We start from the raw sequence: 16,516 nt of genomic DNA on the forward strand, positions 1-16,516 counted from the left end.
TATGTTACTGCCCATTTTACAGATTCATTCCGAGGATATGCCGCCCTACGCAATTGTATGTGGAGATCCATTCCGTGCAGAAAAAATAGCCGATAAGCTGACCGGAGCAAGAGAACTTGCATTCAGCCGGGAATACCGTACATTTGTGGGGGAGTATGAAGGCGTTCCTATCGCTGTAGTAAGTCATGGAGTGGGTTGCCCAGGAGCAGCGGTTTGTTTTGAAGAACTGATTCGCGCCGGCGTGACAACCCTGATTCGAGTAGGAACGGCGGGTTCTTATACTGCGGATGTACCTGCAGGCAGTCTTGTGGTAAGTACAGCGGCGATTCGCACAGATGGTCTTACAAGACAGCTTGTACCGGATGGTTTCCCTGCGGTAGCAGATCACGAGGTAACACACGCTCTATATAGCGCTGCTACTGCGATGAAAGGTGTGGTTCGAAAAGGGATGACCGTCACCGTAGATGCTTTCTTTAACGGAGTTGAGGAAATTCCACATAAAAAATTCAAACAGGCAGGTGCGCTTGCCGCAGAGATGGAAATAGCCGCTTTGTTTGTTATCAGTTCTCTTCGGGGTGCGCGGGCGGGAGCGATTGTAGCGATTGACGGTTTTGCCGACCAAGATCTTGCTGCCGAGTATGATCCGCATACGAATGTGGTGAGTGATGCGGTAGAGCGTGAGATGGAAGCTGCGCTGAAAGCGATGGTAACTCTTGCTCAGCAAGATACGGAAACCGAAAATGTCCATTAGTAGTAGATGAAATTTAGCCAGTAGAGATTACCGGCTTAGAGTATAGATAAGAGGGGCATTGGAATGAATACAATTCCGATGCCCCTCTTTTTTTATTTTATATGAATAAAATAGTCCGATTTCCCCTGCAGCAGATCGGCCTGTTCCCCATGGTATGTATCAGCAAGCAAAGCAGCAACATCACAAAGATATGATTTAAAGATCTGCAATACTACAATTTATCATCTATTTCTTCAATAAAAGAGTTTAGAATAAGGATTTGATCCTCTAGGCTCTTTTTATGTTGAAGCAAAATAGCGTTCGTATCTATACTTTCATATTCTAAGTTTATATTTGAGATATTTTCTCTTATATCTTGAATAGGCATTCCCAGCCGTCTAAAACACTTTACTAGTTTCAAGATTTCAATGTCTTTATCATCAAATACACGAACTCCGTTTGTATTTCTTTTTAATGTAGGTAATAACTTTATTTTTTCATAGTACCTAATTGAGCTTGCTGGTATTTGGGAATACTCGCTAGCCTTCTGAATTGAATACATAATTCCCTCCTTGACTTAAAGTAAGGTTTAACCAATACAATCATATTATCATACAAATAGGAGTGAACATAATGGCAAATATTTTAGTTGTTGTAACCAATGTATCCAAATACCCAGATCTAGAGCGTGCAACGGGATTATGGTTAGGGGAAGCAGTTCATTTCGCGGATAAAATGGAGAAGGAAGGACATAAAATCGATTATGTTAGTCCTAACGGAGGCTATACTTCTATCGATCCACATAGTTTAGAGAAAGACTCAATGACGGAACTAGACTGGAAATATTATCAAAACAATCATTTCTTAAATAAGTTAGGAACGACTCTAGCTGCAGAAGATATTAATCCGGAAGATTATGATGTTATCTACTATACAGGTGGACATGGCGTAATGTGGGATTTCCCTGATAATGAAAAATTGCAAAACGTTGCTATGAAAATATATGAAAATGGTGGCATTGTATCCGCAGTGTGCCATGGCTCTATTGGTTTAGTGAACATTAAAAATGAGGCTGGAGAGTATTTAATTGCCAATAAAAAAGTTACAGGCTTTGCTAATAGTGAAGAAAGAGCTATCGAATTGGACAAAGTAGTTCCGTTTCTAACAGAAGATGAACTTGTTAAAAGAGGGGCTAATTATGTAAAAGGAAATGACTGGGCACCATTCGTTGTGGTCGATGGTCATCTTGTAACTGGGCAAAATCCAGCTTCGGGTGGAGAAGTCGCAGAAGAAGTAATTAAATTGTTGAATTCAAAACGTTAATGAATACTAGGGACCTTCTTTGGGAGCCAAGTATGGTAAATAGAAGGCATTGGGAATATTATTCCCAATGCCTTTTGTCATTTTCATTTCTTTTCAGTAATACCATTTCAAGTTGGTCACGCAAGTGGATGATTGTTTCGTTAGCATGATTGTCACCCTTTTTTTGTTGTAACGGCATATGACCTTTGTCAATTTGCTTAGAGAATGTCTCAATTCCTAAAGAAGCTACTCCTTAGGAGGAGGAGTTGTATGATCTACTTTGTAATCTAGATAAGCGCCTGAACCTTTTATTATCGTTGTATCTGCCAAGCGAACGTCAAACTCCCAATGTAAAAGTTGATTTTCCGGTGTCATGGTAATCGTAGTTGGATGTAATTTCGTATCTAACTTGTGCTGAATCGTTAACGATGAAGTGATTTGAATGGCCAGCAACATGATGATGACAATGAGGGGCATTATATGATATGTAAATGATAATTTCGATAAATAAAGAATGAAGCCAAGTAATAATACGAATATTATAATAGCTTCCATACTTTCAGGAATCACATCTAGCTCAATTTCATCGCTAGTAATCGGATATAATAAGTTAATTCCGTTTCCTAGATAATCAATAAGATGGTGGCTCATAAAAACCGTTAACATACTGATCCATAACCCTTTTAGCAGGTTAATTCTTAACAAAGAGTATAAGAGCAAAGCAAATAGTAATCCTATCAAAGGTATCAAGATGATGCTGTGCAGCCATAGATCGCCAAAGAATTTGGTTACATCAGGTATGATTCCAATGATGCCTCCCGACAGGATAATAATTACTTTTTCTTTGTTATTCGTAGGTTTAAAAAAGAGGGTATAGAGATAAGACCCTATAATGATATGCATGAAAGTATGAATGAACATATAAGTACCTCACATTAGATTTTTTATATAGATAAGCAGCGTGTGTAACTTGTGATTTTTTTATAAATATAGAATAACTTCTATTATATGTAAATAAAAAGCGTGTTTTATATAATTCGATTCATCGTTGACATACCCCATGGGGGTATAATACAATAGCTTTAGAGAGACGAAGGAGGTCATGGGAATGGAAGAGTCCAAGGTAGACCATACTCCCAATGAGGAACTAACGAATAAAACGGTGGATTGTTGTTCGCGACAAGGGGCTCTTGCAGTCAGCGCATGTCATGATGCTCATTCGCCTCAAGGCAACGACGGACCAAGACATAGTCATCACTCAGACGAGATGAAGAATATTCTTACTTCACGTCTGAATCGGATTGAAGGACAGGTTCGAGGAATCAAGGGTATGATCGAACGCGATACGTATTGTGATGATGTACTTACGCAGATTGCAGCAGTACAATCTGCACTGAATGGGGTTGGCAAGCTTTTGCTGGAAGGTCATATGAAGAGTTGTGTTATTGAACGCATCCAGGCCGGAGACTCCGAAGTGATTGATGAACTGCTGGTTACGGTTAAGAAGTTAATGAAGTAATGCGATTTATAAACTGTTTTTTGTCTAATGTATAGCTCTACACCAACCTTAAGGAGGAAAACATTATGAGTAACGTAACATTGAATGTAAAAGGAATGTCTTGTGGCCACTGTGTAAAAGCAGTAGAAGGTGCTCTTGAAAGTGTTGGCGCGAAAGGGAATGTGGATCTTGATGCAGGTAAGGTAAGTATCGAATACGACGAGCAAAAAGTGACAGTAGATCAAATGAAACAAGCGATTGAAGATCAAGGGTATGACGTAGTTTAATTGACTTTGAAAATGAACATAGTAAAGAAACGCTCAGGCATCTAATGTTGATCGTTTCTGCTCTATTTTTATCATCATATAAAGAGCAGTCAGATAAAGGCTGCTTTTTTTACCTCACGTATATACCCCTGAGGGGTATAAAGGAGATGGATTGTAATGAATGAATCGTCAGAAGCAAATCGCACGAATAATAAAAAAACCAAACTGAATATAACGGGCATGACTTGTGCTGCATGTGCGACCCGAATTGAGAAAGGGCTATCGCGCATGGAAGGGGTTAAGGAAGCGAATGTGAATCTGGCGCTGGAACAAGCGTCGGTTACATATGACCCGGCAGCCGTTGGTGTAAATGATCTGAAGAATAAAATCGATTCCCTAGGATACGGAACTGCTGTCGAGAGTGTGGATCTGAACATCACGGGAATGACCTGTGCCGCCTGTGCAACCCGGATTGAAAAAGGACTTAGCCGAATGCCTGGGGTTACGAAGGCGAACGTGAACTTGGCGCTAGAAACAGCACATATTGAATATGCTTCCGGTACAGCAAGCTCTTCTGATTTTGTGAAAAAGGTGGAGCAGCTAGGCTATGGCGCTCTTCCGCAGCAAGCGAAGGAAGATATAGCAGATCTTCGTCAGAAAGAGCTGGAGCGTAAAAAATGGAAGTGGATCATTTCTGCAATCCTGTCCATCCCATTACTGTGGGCCATGGTAGGTCATTTCTCGTTCACCTCATGGATATATGTACCTGATCTGTTCATGAATCCTTGGTTCCAGTGGATTCTTGCAACGCCAATCCAGTTTGTGATTGGGTGGCAATTTTATAGAGGTGCCTATGGTGCTCTTCGAAACAAGAGTGCCAATATGGACGTTCTCGTCGCTCTCGGAACCTCGGCAGCGTACTTCTACAGCCTTTATTTGAGTATTGCGTGGACAATAGAGGGCGGACATCATGGTGCTGAGCTGTACTATGAGACAAGTGCCATCTTAATTACCCTCGTTCTCGTCGGAAAATGGTTCGAGAGTGTTGCAAAAGGCCGTTCATCTCAGGCAATCCGCAGTTTGATGGAACTAGCGCCTAGAACAGCTCTTGTCATACGTGACGGGGAAGAGAAGACGATTCCAGCATCAGAGGTGGTTGCGGGCGATTTATTTATCGTTAAACCCGGGGAGAAGTTTCCGGTTGATGGAGTCGTTGAGAAAGGTTCCTCTTCAGTGGATGAGTCGATGCTGAGCGGGGAGAGTCTTCCTGTTGATAAGAAACCAGGGGACAATGTATCTGGTGCTACTATTAACAAAAACGGTGCTCTCACTGTTCGGGCAACAAAAGTCGGAGCGGATACAGCTCTAGCTCAAATTATTAAAGTGGTGGAAGAAGCGCAAGGCTCAAAGGCACCAATTCAACGGATTGCTGACCTTATTTCCGGTATTTTTGTACCGATTGTCGTTGCTATTGCGGTGCTAACCTTTGCGGTTTGGTTCTTCTTCGTTGAACAAGGACAATTTGCTAATGCTCTTGAAAAAGCCATTGCGGTACTCGTTATTGCATGTCCGTGTGCGCTTGGTCTGGCTACGCCAACTTCCATTATGGCTGGTTCAGGCAGAGCGGCTGAATATGGGATTTTGTTTAAAGGTGGAGAACATTTAGAGCATGCACAAGAAATAGAGATTGTTGTGCTCGACAAAACAGGAACGGTAACGGAAGGAAAACCACAATTAACAGATGTTATGACTCGCGATGATCTAGCGGAAGAGGAACTGCTATCCCTTGTTGCCGCTGCCGAGAACGCTTCGGAGCATCCGCTAGCACAGGCGATCGTGCAGGGAATTGGGGCTAAAGGCATTCGTTTTCCAGAAGCAGAACATTTTGAGAATATTCCTGGCTACGGGGTAAAAGCTAAGGTTAATGGTAAAGAGCTGCTTATCGGAACACGCCGATTATTAGAACAGCATCAAGTTGATAGTAGGATGGCAGACCAAGGTATGCAGCAACTAGAGGAAAAAGGAAAAACAGCAATGCTGGTGTCTATCGATGGTAAGTGGGCAGGAACCGTTGCTGTCGCTGATACGATTAAACCAACTTCCCGTGCTGCTGTGCAGCGTCTAAAAGAAATGGGTATTGAAGTGGTTATGATGACAGGTGATAACAAGCGGACTGCAGAAGCGGTTGCTAAGGAAGCGGGTATTGATCATGTACTGGCTGAAGTACTTCCCGAAGGCAAAGCAGAAGAAGTAAAAAAACTTCAGCAGACGGGTAAAAAAGTAGCGATGGCGGGTGACGGCATCAATGATGCACCTGCCCTTGTTACGGCAGATACAGGCATGGCGATGGGAACAGGAACTGATGTAGCGATGGAAGCAGCGGATGTTACGCTAATGCGCGGTGATCTGAACAGCATCCCTGATGCAATTATGATGAGTCGCCGTACGATGGGGAATATCAAACAAAATCTGTTCTGGGCTCTCGGTTATAATGTGATTGGCATTCCTATTGCGGCAATTGGACTGCTTGCTCCATGGCTTGCGGGAGCGGCAATGGCACTAAGTTCGGTATCGGTTGTACTGAATGCACTGCGGTTACAGCGAGTGAAGCTATAAGCCAGTGGAAGCTATAACTGAGTACCGAGGTAGAGGCTTAATGATGATGGAACAGTGAGATTCTTAGGATGTAGAAAAAAGATATCCTGGCTGGCTTTTTGAGCGAGTGCAGGATATCTTTTTTTGTTATAGGATGTATGAAATAATGAGTCTTAACAGGAAAGAACGGAGGAGATCATATGGTATCAGCACAATCCAAATCCTATCTATCGTTTATCCGATCGCTTCCGATCAAGGATCAGTACTCAAAACAAGATTTATTAGTAGAGGAACTATTAATAGCAAGGGAAGGGCAAGTAGAAATGTATTATGCTCCCCATAATGAGTACATTAATCAGCATGCGAAGATTGTGATCGTAGGCATAACGCCTGGCTGGACGCAGATGGAACTTGCTTATCAAGCGGCTGTACAGGCTTTCCATAGAGGGGAGACAGATGAAGAAGCATGTAAGGCAGCGAAAATTGCTGCCCGGTTCGCTGGATCGATGCGTACAAATATTATCAGCATGCTTGAAGAATTGGAGTTACCCCATTATTTTGGTATCGAAAAAGCAAGTGACTTATTTGACGCAAAGACTACTCTTTTACATACAACGTCCTTACTGCGATACCCGGTTTTTCTCGATAAACAGAACTACAACGGACATTTGCCACCATTAACGAATAATGAATTTTTGTATAAAAAAGCAACTGAATCCTTTCCACAAGAAATAAGCATGCTGGACGGGCCCCTGATTATTCCGTTAGGGAAGTCAGTTGAGAAGGTGCTACGTCAGCTGGTTCATCAAAACAAGATCCAAGCTGGGAATTTTTTATGGGGATTTCCTCATCCTTCAGGTGCGAATGGACATCGACACAAGCAGTTCGAAACCGCAAAGCCTGAAATGATACGAACGCTTCGTTATCTTCAAATGAAGTAAAGTATCGCCCATACAGTTTATCCAGAGCTACGATATGTAAGTGAGCAAGTGCTGAATAAACATCCGATGAGCAAGCGTTGTTTCTAAGCCTGCGGATTGAACCATACTGAATTCTCTTTCCATCTGGTGCTCTTTTAAATGGATTTGAGCTACTTCTCTGTACTTGATTTCTTTTTGTACAATCCATTCTGACAACAAAGCAATCCCAAGACCGGAGACAACTGCTTCTTTCACACCTTGGCTGCTGCAAAAGGAATAAGTCTGTTTAACACGAAGCCCCTGCTCCGCAATGAACTGATCGCTGAAAGCCCGTGTCCCTGAACCGGATTCCCTGAGCACCCATATTTGGTCTTGAAGCTGCTTAGGTTCGATTACACGTTCTCTTGCCAGTGGATGATCAGAAGGGGCGATTAAAATCATTTGGTCTTTCATAAAAGGGGTAACCGTAGACCATTCCGCAGCACTCACTTTTCCTTCTACTAGGCCAATATCCAAAATACCTTCGCGAATTCCTCGCATAATTTCTTCTGTATTTCGAATCGTTACTTCGATGTTGACATGGGGATATTGTTTCGCATAATCCGCAATCATGCCGGGGAGAATATACTCACCAATCGTAAAGCTGGCACCTAGCCGAATCTGACCAGTGACTTCGTGTTGAAGAAGCCGGATGGACTGTTTTGCTCCATCATACAGGTGCATCATTTGTTTTGCGTGCTTATACAGAATTTCTCCTGCTTCTGTTAAGCGGACCTGTTTCGAAGAACGATGAAGCAGCTTAGCTCCCATCTCATTCTCCAAATTACGGATGTGAAGACTGACTCCAGGCTGAGATAGGTTAAGCGATTCAGCTGCTTTAGAGAAGTGACGCAGCTCTGCAACAGTAACGAATACCCGTAAAGTATCTGTAATCATCATTATTCTCCTTTGATAATTGTTTTGCTATGAGACATGAGAGAAGTCGATCGTTCGTTATTTCAATCATAAGTATTTGTAATGATTGGCATAGCATATCGGTATTTCACTCGCGAAACACGATCAACTATAGTAAAGACATGAGAACACGCAGAAGTCATCTAGGTTAAACAAGGAGTGTTTGAAAATGAGCAAATCTATGGCTGCACCCCAAAGAGGGCCGAATAAACAAGGCTTCTTCCTAGGGATTGGTATTACACTTGCTATCGCGCTTGTCGCAAGATTTTTAGCAATGCTTCCTTTTTTAAGTATTATGGGCCAGCTTGTACTTGCGATCTTGCTGGGGATGATTTACAGGGCATTCTTCCCTATTCCTGAGAACGCCTCAGGCGGCATATCATTCTCCAGTAAAAAGCTGCTTCGATACGGAATTATTCTGTTGGGAGTAAGACTTAACTTGGCAGACGTAATTGAAGCGGGACCGAAAGTACTGGCCATCGCCATTATCAATATTATTTTTGCTATCGTGGTGGTCTATGTACTGACGAGAGTATTCAAAGTAGATCAGAAGCTGGGTATTCTAACGGCTTGCGGTACAGCCATCTGCGGGGCAGCTGCGGTGGTCGCTATTTCTCCACAGTTAAAGGCAAGTGATGAAGATACAGCCATAAGCGCGGCAACGGTCGCAATCCTTGGCACCATTTTCACTTTACTCTATACGCTATTGTACCCTGTACTTGGATTAACTGCATCTGGATACGGCATCTTCTCTGGTGCAACGCTTCACGAAATCGCTCATGTCATTGCCGCAGCAGATCCGGGCGGACAAAGTGCAGTCGATCTGGCGGTTATCGTTAAATTGTCCCGCGTTGCTATGCTTGTTCCGATTGCTATCGTGATTGGGATGTGGAGTGCTCGTAAGGAGCGCATTGAACATGGCGGCAGCGCAAAAATGAGTGTTCGTGATATCCCTATTCCTTGGTTCATTGTTGGTTTCTTGGTTATGAGCGGTATAAATACACTGGGTATTATCCCACCTGCTATGGTTTCTGGTATCATTACGATTTCTTATCTTTTGATTGGTATGGCGATGGCCGGTCTTGGACTCGGTGTTCAGTTTTCTACATTTAGAAAAAAAGGACTACCTTCGTTTATTGCAGGCGGTATCGGTTCGATTCTGTTATCCCTTCTTGGTTTTGCACTCGTACATTTATTCGGACTTGCATAAGGTAAAAGACAAAAGCCCTTGGGAATCATTGATCCTCAAGGGCTTTTATATTCTCTATAAATTCATCATAAGGTATCTCTTCCATAGCTGAAGAATTCGGTGCAGATCCGATGGAAGACACAAGATTATCTGCTGAAACCACGTATACATTCTGGGTTTCTCCTGCTAGATTATACGTATCTAATTTTTCTGTTTTCTTCAAAAAAAGCACGACTCTATCTTCTGCCTCAAAGGGAAGATCGGTCAGATTTACTGTCTCACTTCGGTTAATTTTCAGTGCACTTGGCACCTCATTTACATGAGAGATCATGATTTTCTCTACATCACCTTGCAGACCAAGTCCATCCCGATTTGGATTTGTTATTTTCAGCTCCGCAATCAGATCCGCTTCTTTAATCAAATCTTGTAACCAAAGTTCCTGGTCCGAAAATCTCAATTTGGATTGCTCCTCTTTAGATGACGAATCCGCTATCTCCTCATGTTGTTTAGCGTTTCTATTCGTTTCCTTCTGAGTCATGGAGTAGGCCTCGCTATCCGTTGATTCCGCTGTGGACTCGGCAGATGGGCCAGCTTCGCTCATACTGATCATTTCTGGCTGGCTGGGTGTAAGTTCCGTACCGGGCAGAAACCACCATACTGCGGCTATAAGACTGCTGCATATAGCGACCGTCGGCAGGATGCGTTTAAGCCAAACGGTTTGTTTTTTGGGAGCCGGATTCTGTGAAATACGCTGCACCGACTGCATTACTCGCCGTTTGTGCTCTTCTGTGAAAGGTTCATCTGCAAAAGGATCTTCCTTAACCCGTTTTTCCCACTCTTCATGATGTTTTTTTGTCATTCTGCCCGCCTCCCTAGTTCTTTTTGTACCTTTTCCTTTGCTCTGGAAAGACGCGATTTAACTGTACCCTCAGATATATGGAGGATATTTGCGATCTCATGAATTTTCATTTCATATTTTAAGGCAAGAATGAGTACTTCCCGCGATTTGACAGATAAGCTCATAATAATCTCCCATATCGAATTCTCATAGTGTTGTTCCATGACGATCGATTCGGCAGAAGGGGCTATTCGGCTATTCGGGGATAAAGCACTGCTTCCCGCTGTTTTTTCATCATCTATCGAGTAAAGTTTACTGCCGAGGCTCTGACGAAAGAAACGAGATCTCCGGTAGGAATGAACTGTATTTCGTGTGATGGTGATCAGCCATGTTTTGAGAGAAGCTTCACCCCGGTAGGTGTGAATTCCTTGATAGGCCTTAATAAAAACCTCTTGCGAAATATCATCGGCATGGTCCCGGCTTCCGGTCAGAAAAAAAGCATAATTCCATACGTCGTTACCATAGTCGTCCATGATTTGATATAAAGTATCGTTATCCAGCGTAACTGCATGTTTAAGATCGCTGTAATCCAAGCTTGCTCACCTCACTACTCTATAGACTACACGAAGTCGAAATAAGTTCCTAGATTCAAAGATGTTCCTCAACACTCTACTTATGTAATTCATGCTAAAATAAATTAATGGAGCAGGAAATGATTTTCAAAATAATATCTGCTGCCTGTAAAGAGGGGTTAGAGATAGAACATGATCATAACTGGGTAATGTACTTAGTACATCTCTGTAATGATCACATCAAGGAAGGAGAAAAGGCATCATGAAGAAATACGGTCTTATGTTAGGCGTGTTATTGATCCTGATTCTTTCTGCATGTTCGCAGAAGGAAGAATTACCGCCATATGCGGATAGCTTGACAGGGAGTAGTGAAGTGCTGATTCGAAAGGAAGAGGCATCTAGGACTATCACGGATGAACAAGAATTATCGGATATGATTGTTCTCTTAAACCAGGGCAAGGCAATCGAGCCGCCTGAGGAAGCACAAGGGATTAACCCTGCGACTGCAAAAGAAGCGGTTCTTATGCATTTTCCAAAAGTAGATCTTGTATATATTGGGGATGGTCATGTACTGAGTGGGCTTGATGGCACGTACTATGAGATTCCAGAAGACATTGAAGATTACCTGAAAGTTAAATAGAAGGAGTGAGTGAGAAATGAACGATACAATTAATTTATTGATGAATCACAAGTCAATTCGTAAATACAAATATGAACCCGTGACAGAGGAACAGCTAGAAACGATCATAGCGGCAGGACAGATGGCCTCGTCTTCAAGTAACGTACAAGCTTATAGTGTTATAGCAGTTACGGATTCCGAGCTGAAAGCAAAAGTGGCAGGTTTTGCGGGGAACCAAGCTTATATAAACGAGTGCCCTGTTTTCCTCGTGTGGTGCGCAGATATGTACAGACTTCGTGAAACGGCTGCAACACAGGCTGCAGGGGTAGAAACCTACGAAAATACCATGGAGAATTTTGTGGTGTCCACCATTGATGTAGCGCTCGCCGCTCAGAATGCTGCTGTTGCTGCGGAATCTCTGGGACTGGGTGTTGTGTACATCGGGGGAGTCCGTAATAACATCGAAGAACTCTCTGAAGTGCTGGGACTTCCTGAACTCGTTTACCCTGTATTTGGTATGTGCCTTGGTGTACCGGATCAGGATCCTGTGCTTCGTCCGTGTCTTCCGTTGAAAGCTGTTTTGCATAGAAACGGCTATGACAAAGAGCAGTCCCTTGCCGGAGTAAAAGAGTATGATGAGACCTTATCTGCTTATATGCGTGAACGATCTAATGGGAAGCAGTCTGCTACCTGGTCTGAGATGATGACGAAACGACTGACGGAGCCTGCTCGTCTTCAGCTTAAATCATTCCTTGATGGTAAAGGGTTTATGAAACGCTAGTATCGAATTTAATTTGTTATACGAATAAAAAAGGAGAGCCCCTCGCATTGAATTGCGAGGGGCTCTCCACGTATGTAGAGCGAGTATTAGCGTACGTAAACTATGAATATAGGTTGTAAAACTGTTTCGTGTTCTTATAAAACAGTTCTGCCGCGATTTCAAGCTTAACCCCAGTGACATCACACCAGGCACGAATCACGTCTTTTACCATCCGGGGATGGGTTTTATGAGCAGCAAAAGGCCCCTCAAAAGGCCATGGACCATCGGTCTCTGCCATGATTTGATTATGCGGATATTTGCTTGCGAGATCTTGAATTTCTTTTTCATATACAAGATCGGGTGTGAAAGAAATATAATACCCATTCTCGGCCATTCTGCGGATCGTATCATCGGACCCCTTAAACCAGTGGAAATGGGCTTTCTTTACTTGATGCTTCTCCAGCAAATCACAGGCAAGATCAGCATCCTCATAAACGGCATGGAGAATAATTGGTTTGTCATGCTTCTTGGCAAAGATAATAAACTGTTCCAGCATGGAGATATAAGGGTCCATATCAAAAGGCTGTCCTGCCTTTTCCGCTTCCATCCGTGAATAGTAGGGTAGTCCAACCTCCCCAACAGCGATCATGGAATCCGTGTGATTCTCCATCCAGTCCAGCAGTTCATTCAGCTGTTCTGTACTTGGAATGGATTGCTCTGGATGATATCCATAGGCAGGATAGATTAATTCAGGCGCAGCGGCAGCAGCTCTCTCTATTTTCTGGCAAGAGGCGAGCTGAGTAGATACCGCAATTACTGATTTTACTCCATTTGGAGCAAGAGACAATCGTAGCGGCTGTATATCATCCTCATACTGATCGAGGTGAATATGTGCATCAATAACCGGACATCCAAAATCTTCGGTTTGCTGCAAGTGTTCTTCACCTCCTTGTCTAGATTACAACGGGCGGCTTCGTTCTTTTTCCGCGCGTAACCAGCCTGACATCTGTCTCTTTAATGCAAGAAAGTCAGGGCTCTCGGTAATTTGTTCTTGTCTTGGTCTTGCAAAAGGAACCCGAATCTCATGAAGAACGGTAGCAGGCCGGCTGGAAAATACATAGATTCGATCAGATAGTAATAAGGCTTCTTCAATATTATGAGTAATAAAAAGCACCGATCGGCGGTACTGTTCCCATATACCGAGCAGCCATTCCTGCATCTCGCTTCTAGTGAGCGCATCGAGCGCACTAAACGGCTCATCAAGCAGCATGAGCTCCTGAGGACTTAGTAGCGCGCGTACGAAAGCGGCCCTCTGCTGCATCCCGCCAGAGAGCATATGGGGATAGGCATTTTCGAAACCATCAAGGCCCGCTTGTCTAATCCAGTGGAGGATCTCATCTTCGCTAAGCTTCTCGCTCTTAGCAGCATGCTCTCGAGGAGCGACCTCACTAGAAAGCTTGATATTATCTATGATTGTACGCCAAGGAAAAAGCGCCGGTTGCTGGGGCATATAGCTGATATGCCCTCGTTCTCCTGTTACCACTTCTCCATTCATGTGGATACTTCCTGCCCCGGGAGCAAGAAGACCGCCAATAATTTGAAATAGAGAGCTCTTGCCGCTGCCGGAAGGACCGACAATTGAGACGAATTCTCCCTTCTGAACCGTAAGTGAAATATCGTTAAGGACCTGGAGATTTTTCTTCTTCTCTCGGAAGGAGAGAGCGATCTCTCTGACTTCTAGAGCGGGTACATTCATGTGCAGTTATCTCCTTTCCATTCCGGAATGAATTGTTTATTTGCTGAAACTGCTGCAGAAATATTATTTCGTATTTGCTCCTCGCCAGCGGACAAGTATTTTTTCTAGCAGAGCGATCATCGCAAATAGGACTAGACTTAGCAGGACAATAATTGCCATCGCAACAAAAACTCGGTCGGTACGATAGGCAGACTTTTGAAGCATCATATAGTAACCGATACCGCGATCGGTTCCAATCCACTCCGCAATCACAGCACCCATAACGCTGTAGGTAGCCGCAATTTTCACGCCGGAAAAGACCGAAGGGAGCGCATGCGGAACTTCCAATTTCCTGAAAATTTGCGCTTTACTTGCTCCGGCCATTCGCATGTAGTTCATCATTCCCCGATCGGTCTGCGTCAGTCCATCCATGGTGGATATGGCAACAGGGAAGAAGCAAACCAGCGTAATGACGATGATTTTAGGAAGTAGCCCAAATCCAAACCAAATCATGAGCAGAGGAGCCAGAGCGATCGTCGGAATATTTTGACTGAGAATAAGCAGCGGATACAAAGCCGATTTCAAGAACGGGACCAGATGGAGCAGCATCGCCGTAAGAAGTCCGACACCTGTACCAATGAAGAATCCAAGTAAAGTCAGCTGCACCGTAGCCCAAGTATGCTCGGTGAGACTTGAAGCCTGTGCAATCGCTTCTTTCGTAATATCAGCAGGGCTCGGCAGAATCCACTTCTCAATATGAAAAAGCGGCACGGCAATTTGCCACACCGCTAAGAAGAGGATGACTGCCGTAAGAGGCGGCCATACGCTTTTCCACCAAGAACTCATGGGCGATATTTCTCCGTAAGACCTTCCATACTGATTCCGCTAGGATAATGAGCAATCTTAATCTGAGAGATCACACTCGGACTGCCTGCTTCAATCAGTACTTCATGCATTTGACGGACTACCTCAAGCAGCTCAGGTAGTTCTCCTTCCAGTGTGGTTTCCAGCGGATTAACCTGATATTTAAGTCCGGACTGCTGAATAACTTCAATAGCTTTGTCTACATAAGGAATGGAATCTTCTCCATTCGGTGTTTTCGGTATGACCTGAATGCTGAGTAGTGTTTTTGCCATGGTGAATCACCTTCTCTTTCCTTCATCAGTGGTAATAACCAGATTATTCAGTTGGTAAAAATTCATTTGTGTAGGCTTTTTCTACTTCCAGCGGCTGATCGAGAAGCCCATGCTCTACCATCCAGTCAGAGTAGTTTTGCCATACTTCTGCCTTTTGTTCACCCCAGCGAGAAGCATCATCCTGATATTTTGGGCTCAGCCATTTCTGACTGGCCAGCACAAGATCTTTATCGAGATCGGGAACAGCTGCGCTTAGAATACCGGCTGCCTCTTCTGGATGTTCAATCGCATACTCGTAACCTTTGGTGGTTGCACGCATAAATGCTTTTACAAGTTCCGGTTCTTCGTTAATCGTCTTTTCATTCGAGATCAGAACCGGTGTGTAGTAGTCGAGCTTTTCCGAATAATCTTTGACATAGAACATATCAATAGCCTCACCGCGCAGTTCTGCTTCAATTCCGGTCCATCCATAGAAGATCCATGCAAAATCAATGTCACGCTTGATCGCTGTAAAGAAATCCGCATCGCCCATGTTCACATTAGACACCTTATCTACATCGCCGCCTTCGAGACTCATAATCGTATCAAGAACAGCAGAATCGATCGGAGAGCCCCAGCCGCCGTAAGTTTTACCTTCAAAATCTTTAGGTGACTTGATGTTCCGATCAGCCGGAGCAGCAAAGCCAGATGTATTGTGCTGAATTACCGCCGCGATGGACACAATAGGTACTCCTTGGGTACGAGCCTGAGTTACACCTTCCTGATAACTTACTCCAAAAGGCACTTCACCAGAAGCGACCATGGTATCTGCACCCGCTTGTCCAGGCTGAATAATCTCAACATTCAACCCTTCTTCTTGATAAAATCCTTGGTCTACTGCCACATAAAGACCGGTATGATTCGTGTTGGGGGTCCAATCCAGTACTACCTTAATATCGCGGAGTGATGCACCCTCTGTGTTTTCTCCTGCCCCGCCTTGCGCTCCCGAGCTGCCATTTCCGGCATTTCCACAGGCGGTAACGATGGTGAGCATGGCAAGCAGCAAGAACACGCCTATTTTTTTCTGCAATATTTCCCTCTCCTTTAGATATCTTAGATGTTCTTTAGAATGCACCTGAAAGCTACCTTTTCATCATAAAAAAAGCATCCCGAATCGGGATGCTCTGTACGTAAGGGAATGGGTATACTTCTACATGAAGTAGTTAGCCCAAAAATATATTTCTCCATTCCTACGCTGGCATTATCCAGATCAGGTTACAGGGTACGTATCTGCACGTTATTCACGGATACTATCTCAGCCGGCTTAACCAGCACCCCTTGAGTACATTATAAAGTTAAGGTGTTACAACCATGTATTATAGTCCTATATCACAGGCATGTCCAGATGATAGCAACAAGCAGA

19 protein-coding genes and 1 riboswitch are annotated in these 16,516 nt (G+C 43.7%); of the genes, 9 read left to right on the top strand and 10 right to left on the bottom strand.

Annotated elements, in window-relative coordinates:
* Window position 1: 1 nt before the first annotated feature.
* Window positions 2–751, top strand: coding sequence for a nucleoside phosphorylase (locus H9647_RS11365; protein WP_191799935.1), 750 nt, complete (start codon window positions 2–4; stop codon window positions 749–751).
* 211 nt (window positions 752–962) lie between these two features.
* On the opposite strand, the gene H9647_RS11370 is transcribed toward H9647_RS11365, so the two are convergent.
* On the bottom strand, window positions 963–1,292 hold the full coding sequence (locus H9647_RS11370) for a MerR family transcriptional regulator (protein ID WP_191799937.1): 330 nt from the start codon (window positions 1,290–1,292) through the stop codon (window positions 963–965).
* 71 nt (window positions 1,293–1,363) lie between these two features.
* On the opposite strand from H9647_RS11370, the gene H9647_RS11375 reads away from it, so the two are divergent.
* Entirely contained in the window at window positions 1,364–2,053 is a 690-nt protein-coding gene (locus tag H9647_RS11375; protein ID WP_191799940.1) for a type 1 glutamine amidotransferase domain-containing protein, read from the top strand.
* Window positions 2,054–2,278: 225 nt separating this feature from the next.
* Here H9647_RS11375 and H9647_RS11380 read toward each other — a convergent pair whose 3' ends face one another.
* Window positions 2,279–2,953 (bottom strand): metal-dependent hydrolase, encoded by a 675-nt coding sequence (locus tag H9647_RS11380; RefSeq protein ID WP_191799942.1) that lies wholly within the window; start codon window positions 2,951–2,953, stop codon window positions 2,279–2,281.
* 187 nt (window positions 2,954–3,140) lie between these two features.
* Here H9647_RS11380 and H9647_RS26150 point away from each other — a divergent pair, with 187 nt between their 5' ends.
* From H9647_RS26150 to H9647_RS11400, 4 genes are all read left to right on the top strand, one after another.
* Window positions 3,141–3,551 carry a metal-sensitive transcriptional regulator gene (locus H9647_RS26150; protein ID WP_191799944.1) on the top strand — a complete coding sequence of 137 codons (411 nt, stop codon included), beginning with the start codon at window positions 3,141–3,143 and terminating at the stop codon, window positions 3,549–3,551.
* A gap of 65 nt (window positions 3,552–3,616) precedes the next feature.
* Complete coding sequence (gene copZ, locus H9647_RS11390) at window positions 3,617–3,817, top strand: copper chaperone CopZ (protein WP_191799946.1); 201 nt, start codon at window positions 3,617–3,619, stop codon at window positions 3,815–3,817.
* A 156-nt stretch (window positions 3,818–3,973) separates the two neighbouring features.
* The gene (locus H9647_RS11395) at window positions 3,974–6,412 is read left to right on the top strand and encodes a heavy metal translocating P-type ATPase (RefSeq protein ID WP_191799948.1); all 2,439 of its coding nucleotides are present in this window, start codon (window positions 3,974–3,976) and stop codon (window positions 6,410–6,412) included.
* Window positions 6,413–6,591: 179 nt separating this feature from the next.
* On the top strand, window positions 6,592–7,332 hold the full coding sequence (locus tag H9647_RS11400) for a hypothetical protein (protein WP_225229236.1): 741 nt from the start codon (window positions 6,592–6,594) through the stop codon (window positions 7,330–7,332).
* Between the two features lie 27 nt (window positions 7,333–7,359).
* Here the strand turns inward: H9647_RS11400 and H9647_RS11405 are convergent, their stop codons facing one another.
* A complete protein-coding gene (locus H9647_RS11405) occupies window positions 7,360–8,247 on the bottom strand; it encodes a LysR family transcriptional regulator (protein WP_191799950.1) in 888 nt (295 codons plus the stop codon).
* A gap of 199 nt (window positions 8,248–8,446) precedes the next feature.
* On the opposite strand from H9647_RS11405, the gene H9647_RS11410 reads away from it, so the two are divergent.
* Entirely contained in the window at window positions 8,447–9,475 is a 1,029-nt protein-coding gene (locus H9647_RS11410; protein ID WP_225229255.1) for a YeiH family protein, read from the top strand.
* Window positions 9,476–9,500: 25 nt separating this feature from the next.
* Here H9647_RS11410 and H9647_RS11415 read toward each other — a convergent pair whose 3' ends face one another.
* Both H9647_RS11415 and H9647_RS11420 read right to left on the bottom strand, forming a co-directional pair.
* Window positions 9,501–10,313: a hypothetical protein gene (locus H9647_RS11415; RefSeq protein ID WP_191799955.1), complete on the bottom strand. Its 813-nt coding sequence runs from the start codon at window positions 10,311–10,313 to the stop codon at window positions 9,501–9,503.
* Entirely contained in the window at window positions 10,310–10,885 is a 576-nt protein-coding gene (locus tag H9647_RS11420; RefSeq protein WP_225229237.1) for an RNA polymerase sigma factor, read from the bottom strand. The genes H9647_RS11415 and H9647_RS11420 overlap by 4 nt, the downstream gene beginning before the upstream one ends.
* A gap of 241 nt (window positions 10,886–11,126) precedes the next feature.
* On the opposite strand from H9647_RS11420, the gene H9647_RS11425 reads away from it, so the two are divergent.
* Together H9647_RS11425 and nfsA are read left to right on the top strand one after the other, a co-directional pair.
* Window positions 11,127–11,504 carry a hypothetical protein gene (locus tag H9647_RS11425; protein WP_191799957.1) on the top strand — a complete coding sequence of 126 codons (378 nt, stop codon included), beginning with the start codon at window positions 11,127–11,129 and terminating at the stop codon, window positions 11,502–11,504.
* 16 nt (window positions 11,505–11,520) lie between these two features.
* Window positions 11,521–12,264: an oxygen-insensitive NADPH nitroreductase gene (nfsA, locus tag H9647_RS11430; RefSeq protein ID WP_191799959.1), complete on the top strand. Its 744-nt coding sequence runs from the start codon at window positions 11,521–11,523 to the stop codon at window positions 12,262–12,264.
* A 100-nt stretch (window positions 12,265–12,364) separates the two neighbouring features.
* On the opposite strand, the gene H9647_RS11435 is transcribed toward nfsA, so the two are convergent.
* The 5 genes from H9647_RS11435 to H9647_RS11455 all read right to left on the bottom strand — a co-directional run bounded on the left by H9647_RS11435 (window position 12,365) and on the right by H9647_RS11455 (window position 16,183).
* Window positions 12,365–13,177, bottom strand: coding sequence for a TatD family hydrolase (locus tag H9647_RS11435; RefSeq protein WP_191799961.1), 813 nt, complete (start codon window positions 13,175–13,177; stop codon window positions 12,365–12,367).
* A 24-nt stretch (window positions 13,178–13,201) separates the two neighbouring features.
* The gene (locus tag H9647_RS11440; RefSeq protein ID WP_191799963.1) at window positions 13,202–13,999 is read right to left on the bottom strand and encodes an ABC transporter ATP-binding protein; all 798 of its coding nucleotides are present in this window, start codon (window positions 13,997–13,999) and stop codon (window positions 13,202–13,204) included.
* 63 nt (window positions 14,000–14,062) lie between these two features.
* On the bottom strand, window positions 14,063–14,824 hold the full coding sequence (locus tag H9647_RS11445; protein WP_191799965.1) for an ABC transporter permease: 762 nt from the start codon (window positions 14,822–14,824) through the stop codon (window positions 14,063–14,065).
* Entirely contained in the window at window positions 14,821–15,114 is a 294-nt protein-coding gene (locus H9647_RS11450; protein ID WP_191799967.1) for a thiamine-binding protein, read from the bottom strand. The genes H9647_RS11445 and H9647_RS11450 overlap by 4 nt, the downstream gene beginning before the upstream one ends.
* Before the next feature lie 43 nt (window positions 15,115–15,157).
* The gene (locus tag H9647_RS11455) at window positions 15,158–16,183 is read right to left on the bottom strand and encodes an ABC transporter substrate-binding protein (RefSeq protein WP_404822619.1); all 1,026 of its coding nucleotides are present in this window, start codon (window positions 16,181–16,183) and stop codon (window positions 15,158–15,160) included.
* A gap of 140 nt (window positions 16,184–16,323) precedes the next feature.
* Window positions 16,324–16,442, bottom strand: a riboswitch (TPP riboswitch).
* Window positions 16,443–16,516 lie beyond the last annotated feature (74 nt).

The sequence above is a fragment of the Paenibacillus gallinarum genome (assembly GCF_014836635.1).
Taxonomy (GTDB): domain Bacteria; phylum Bacillota; class Bacilli; order Paenibacillales; family Paenibacillaceae; genus Paenibacillus; species Paenibacillus gallinarum.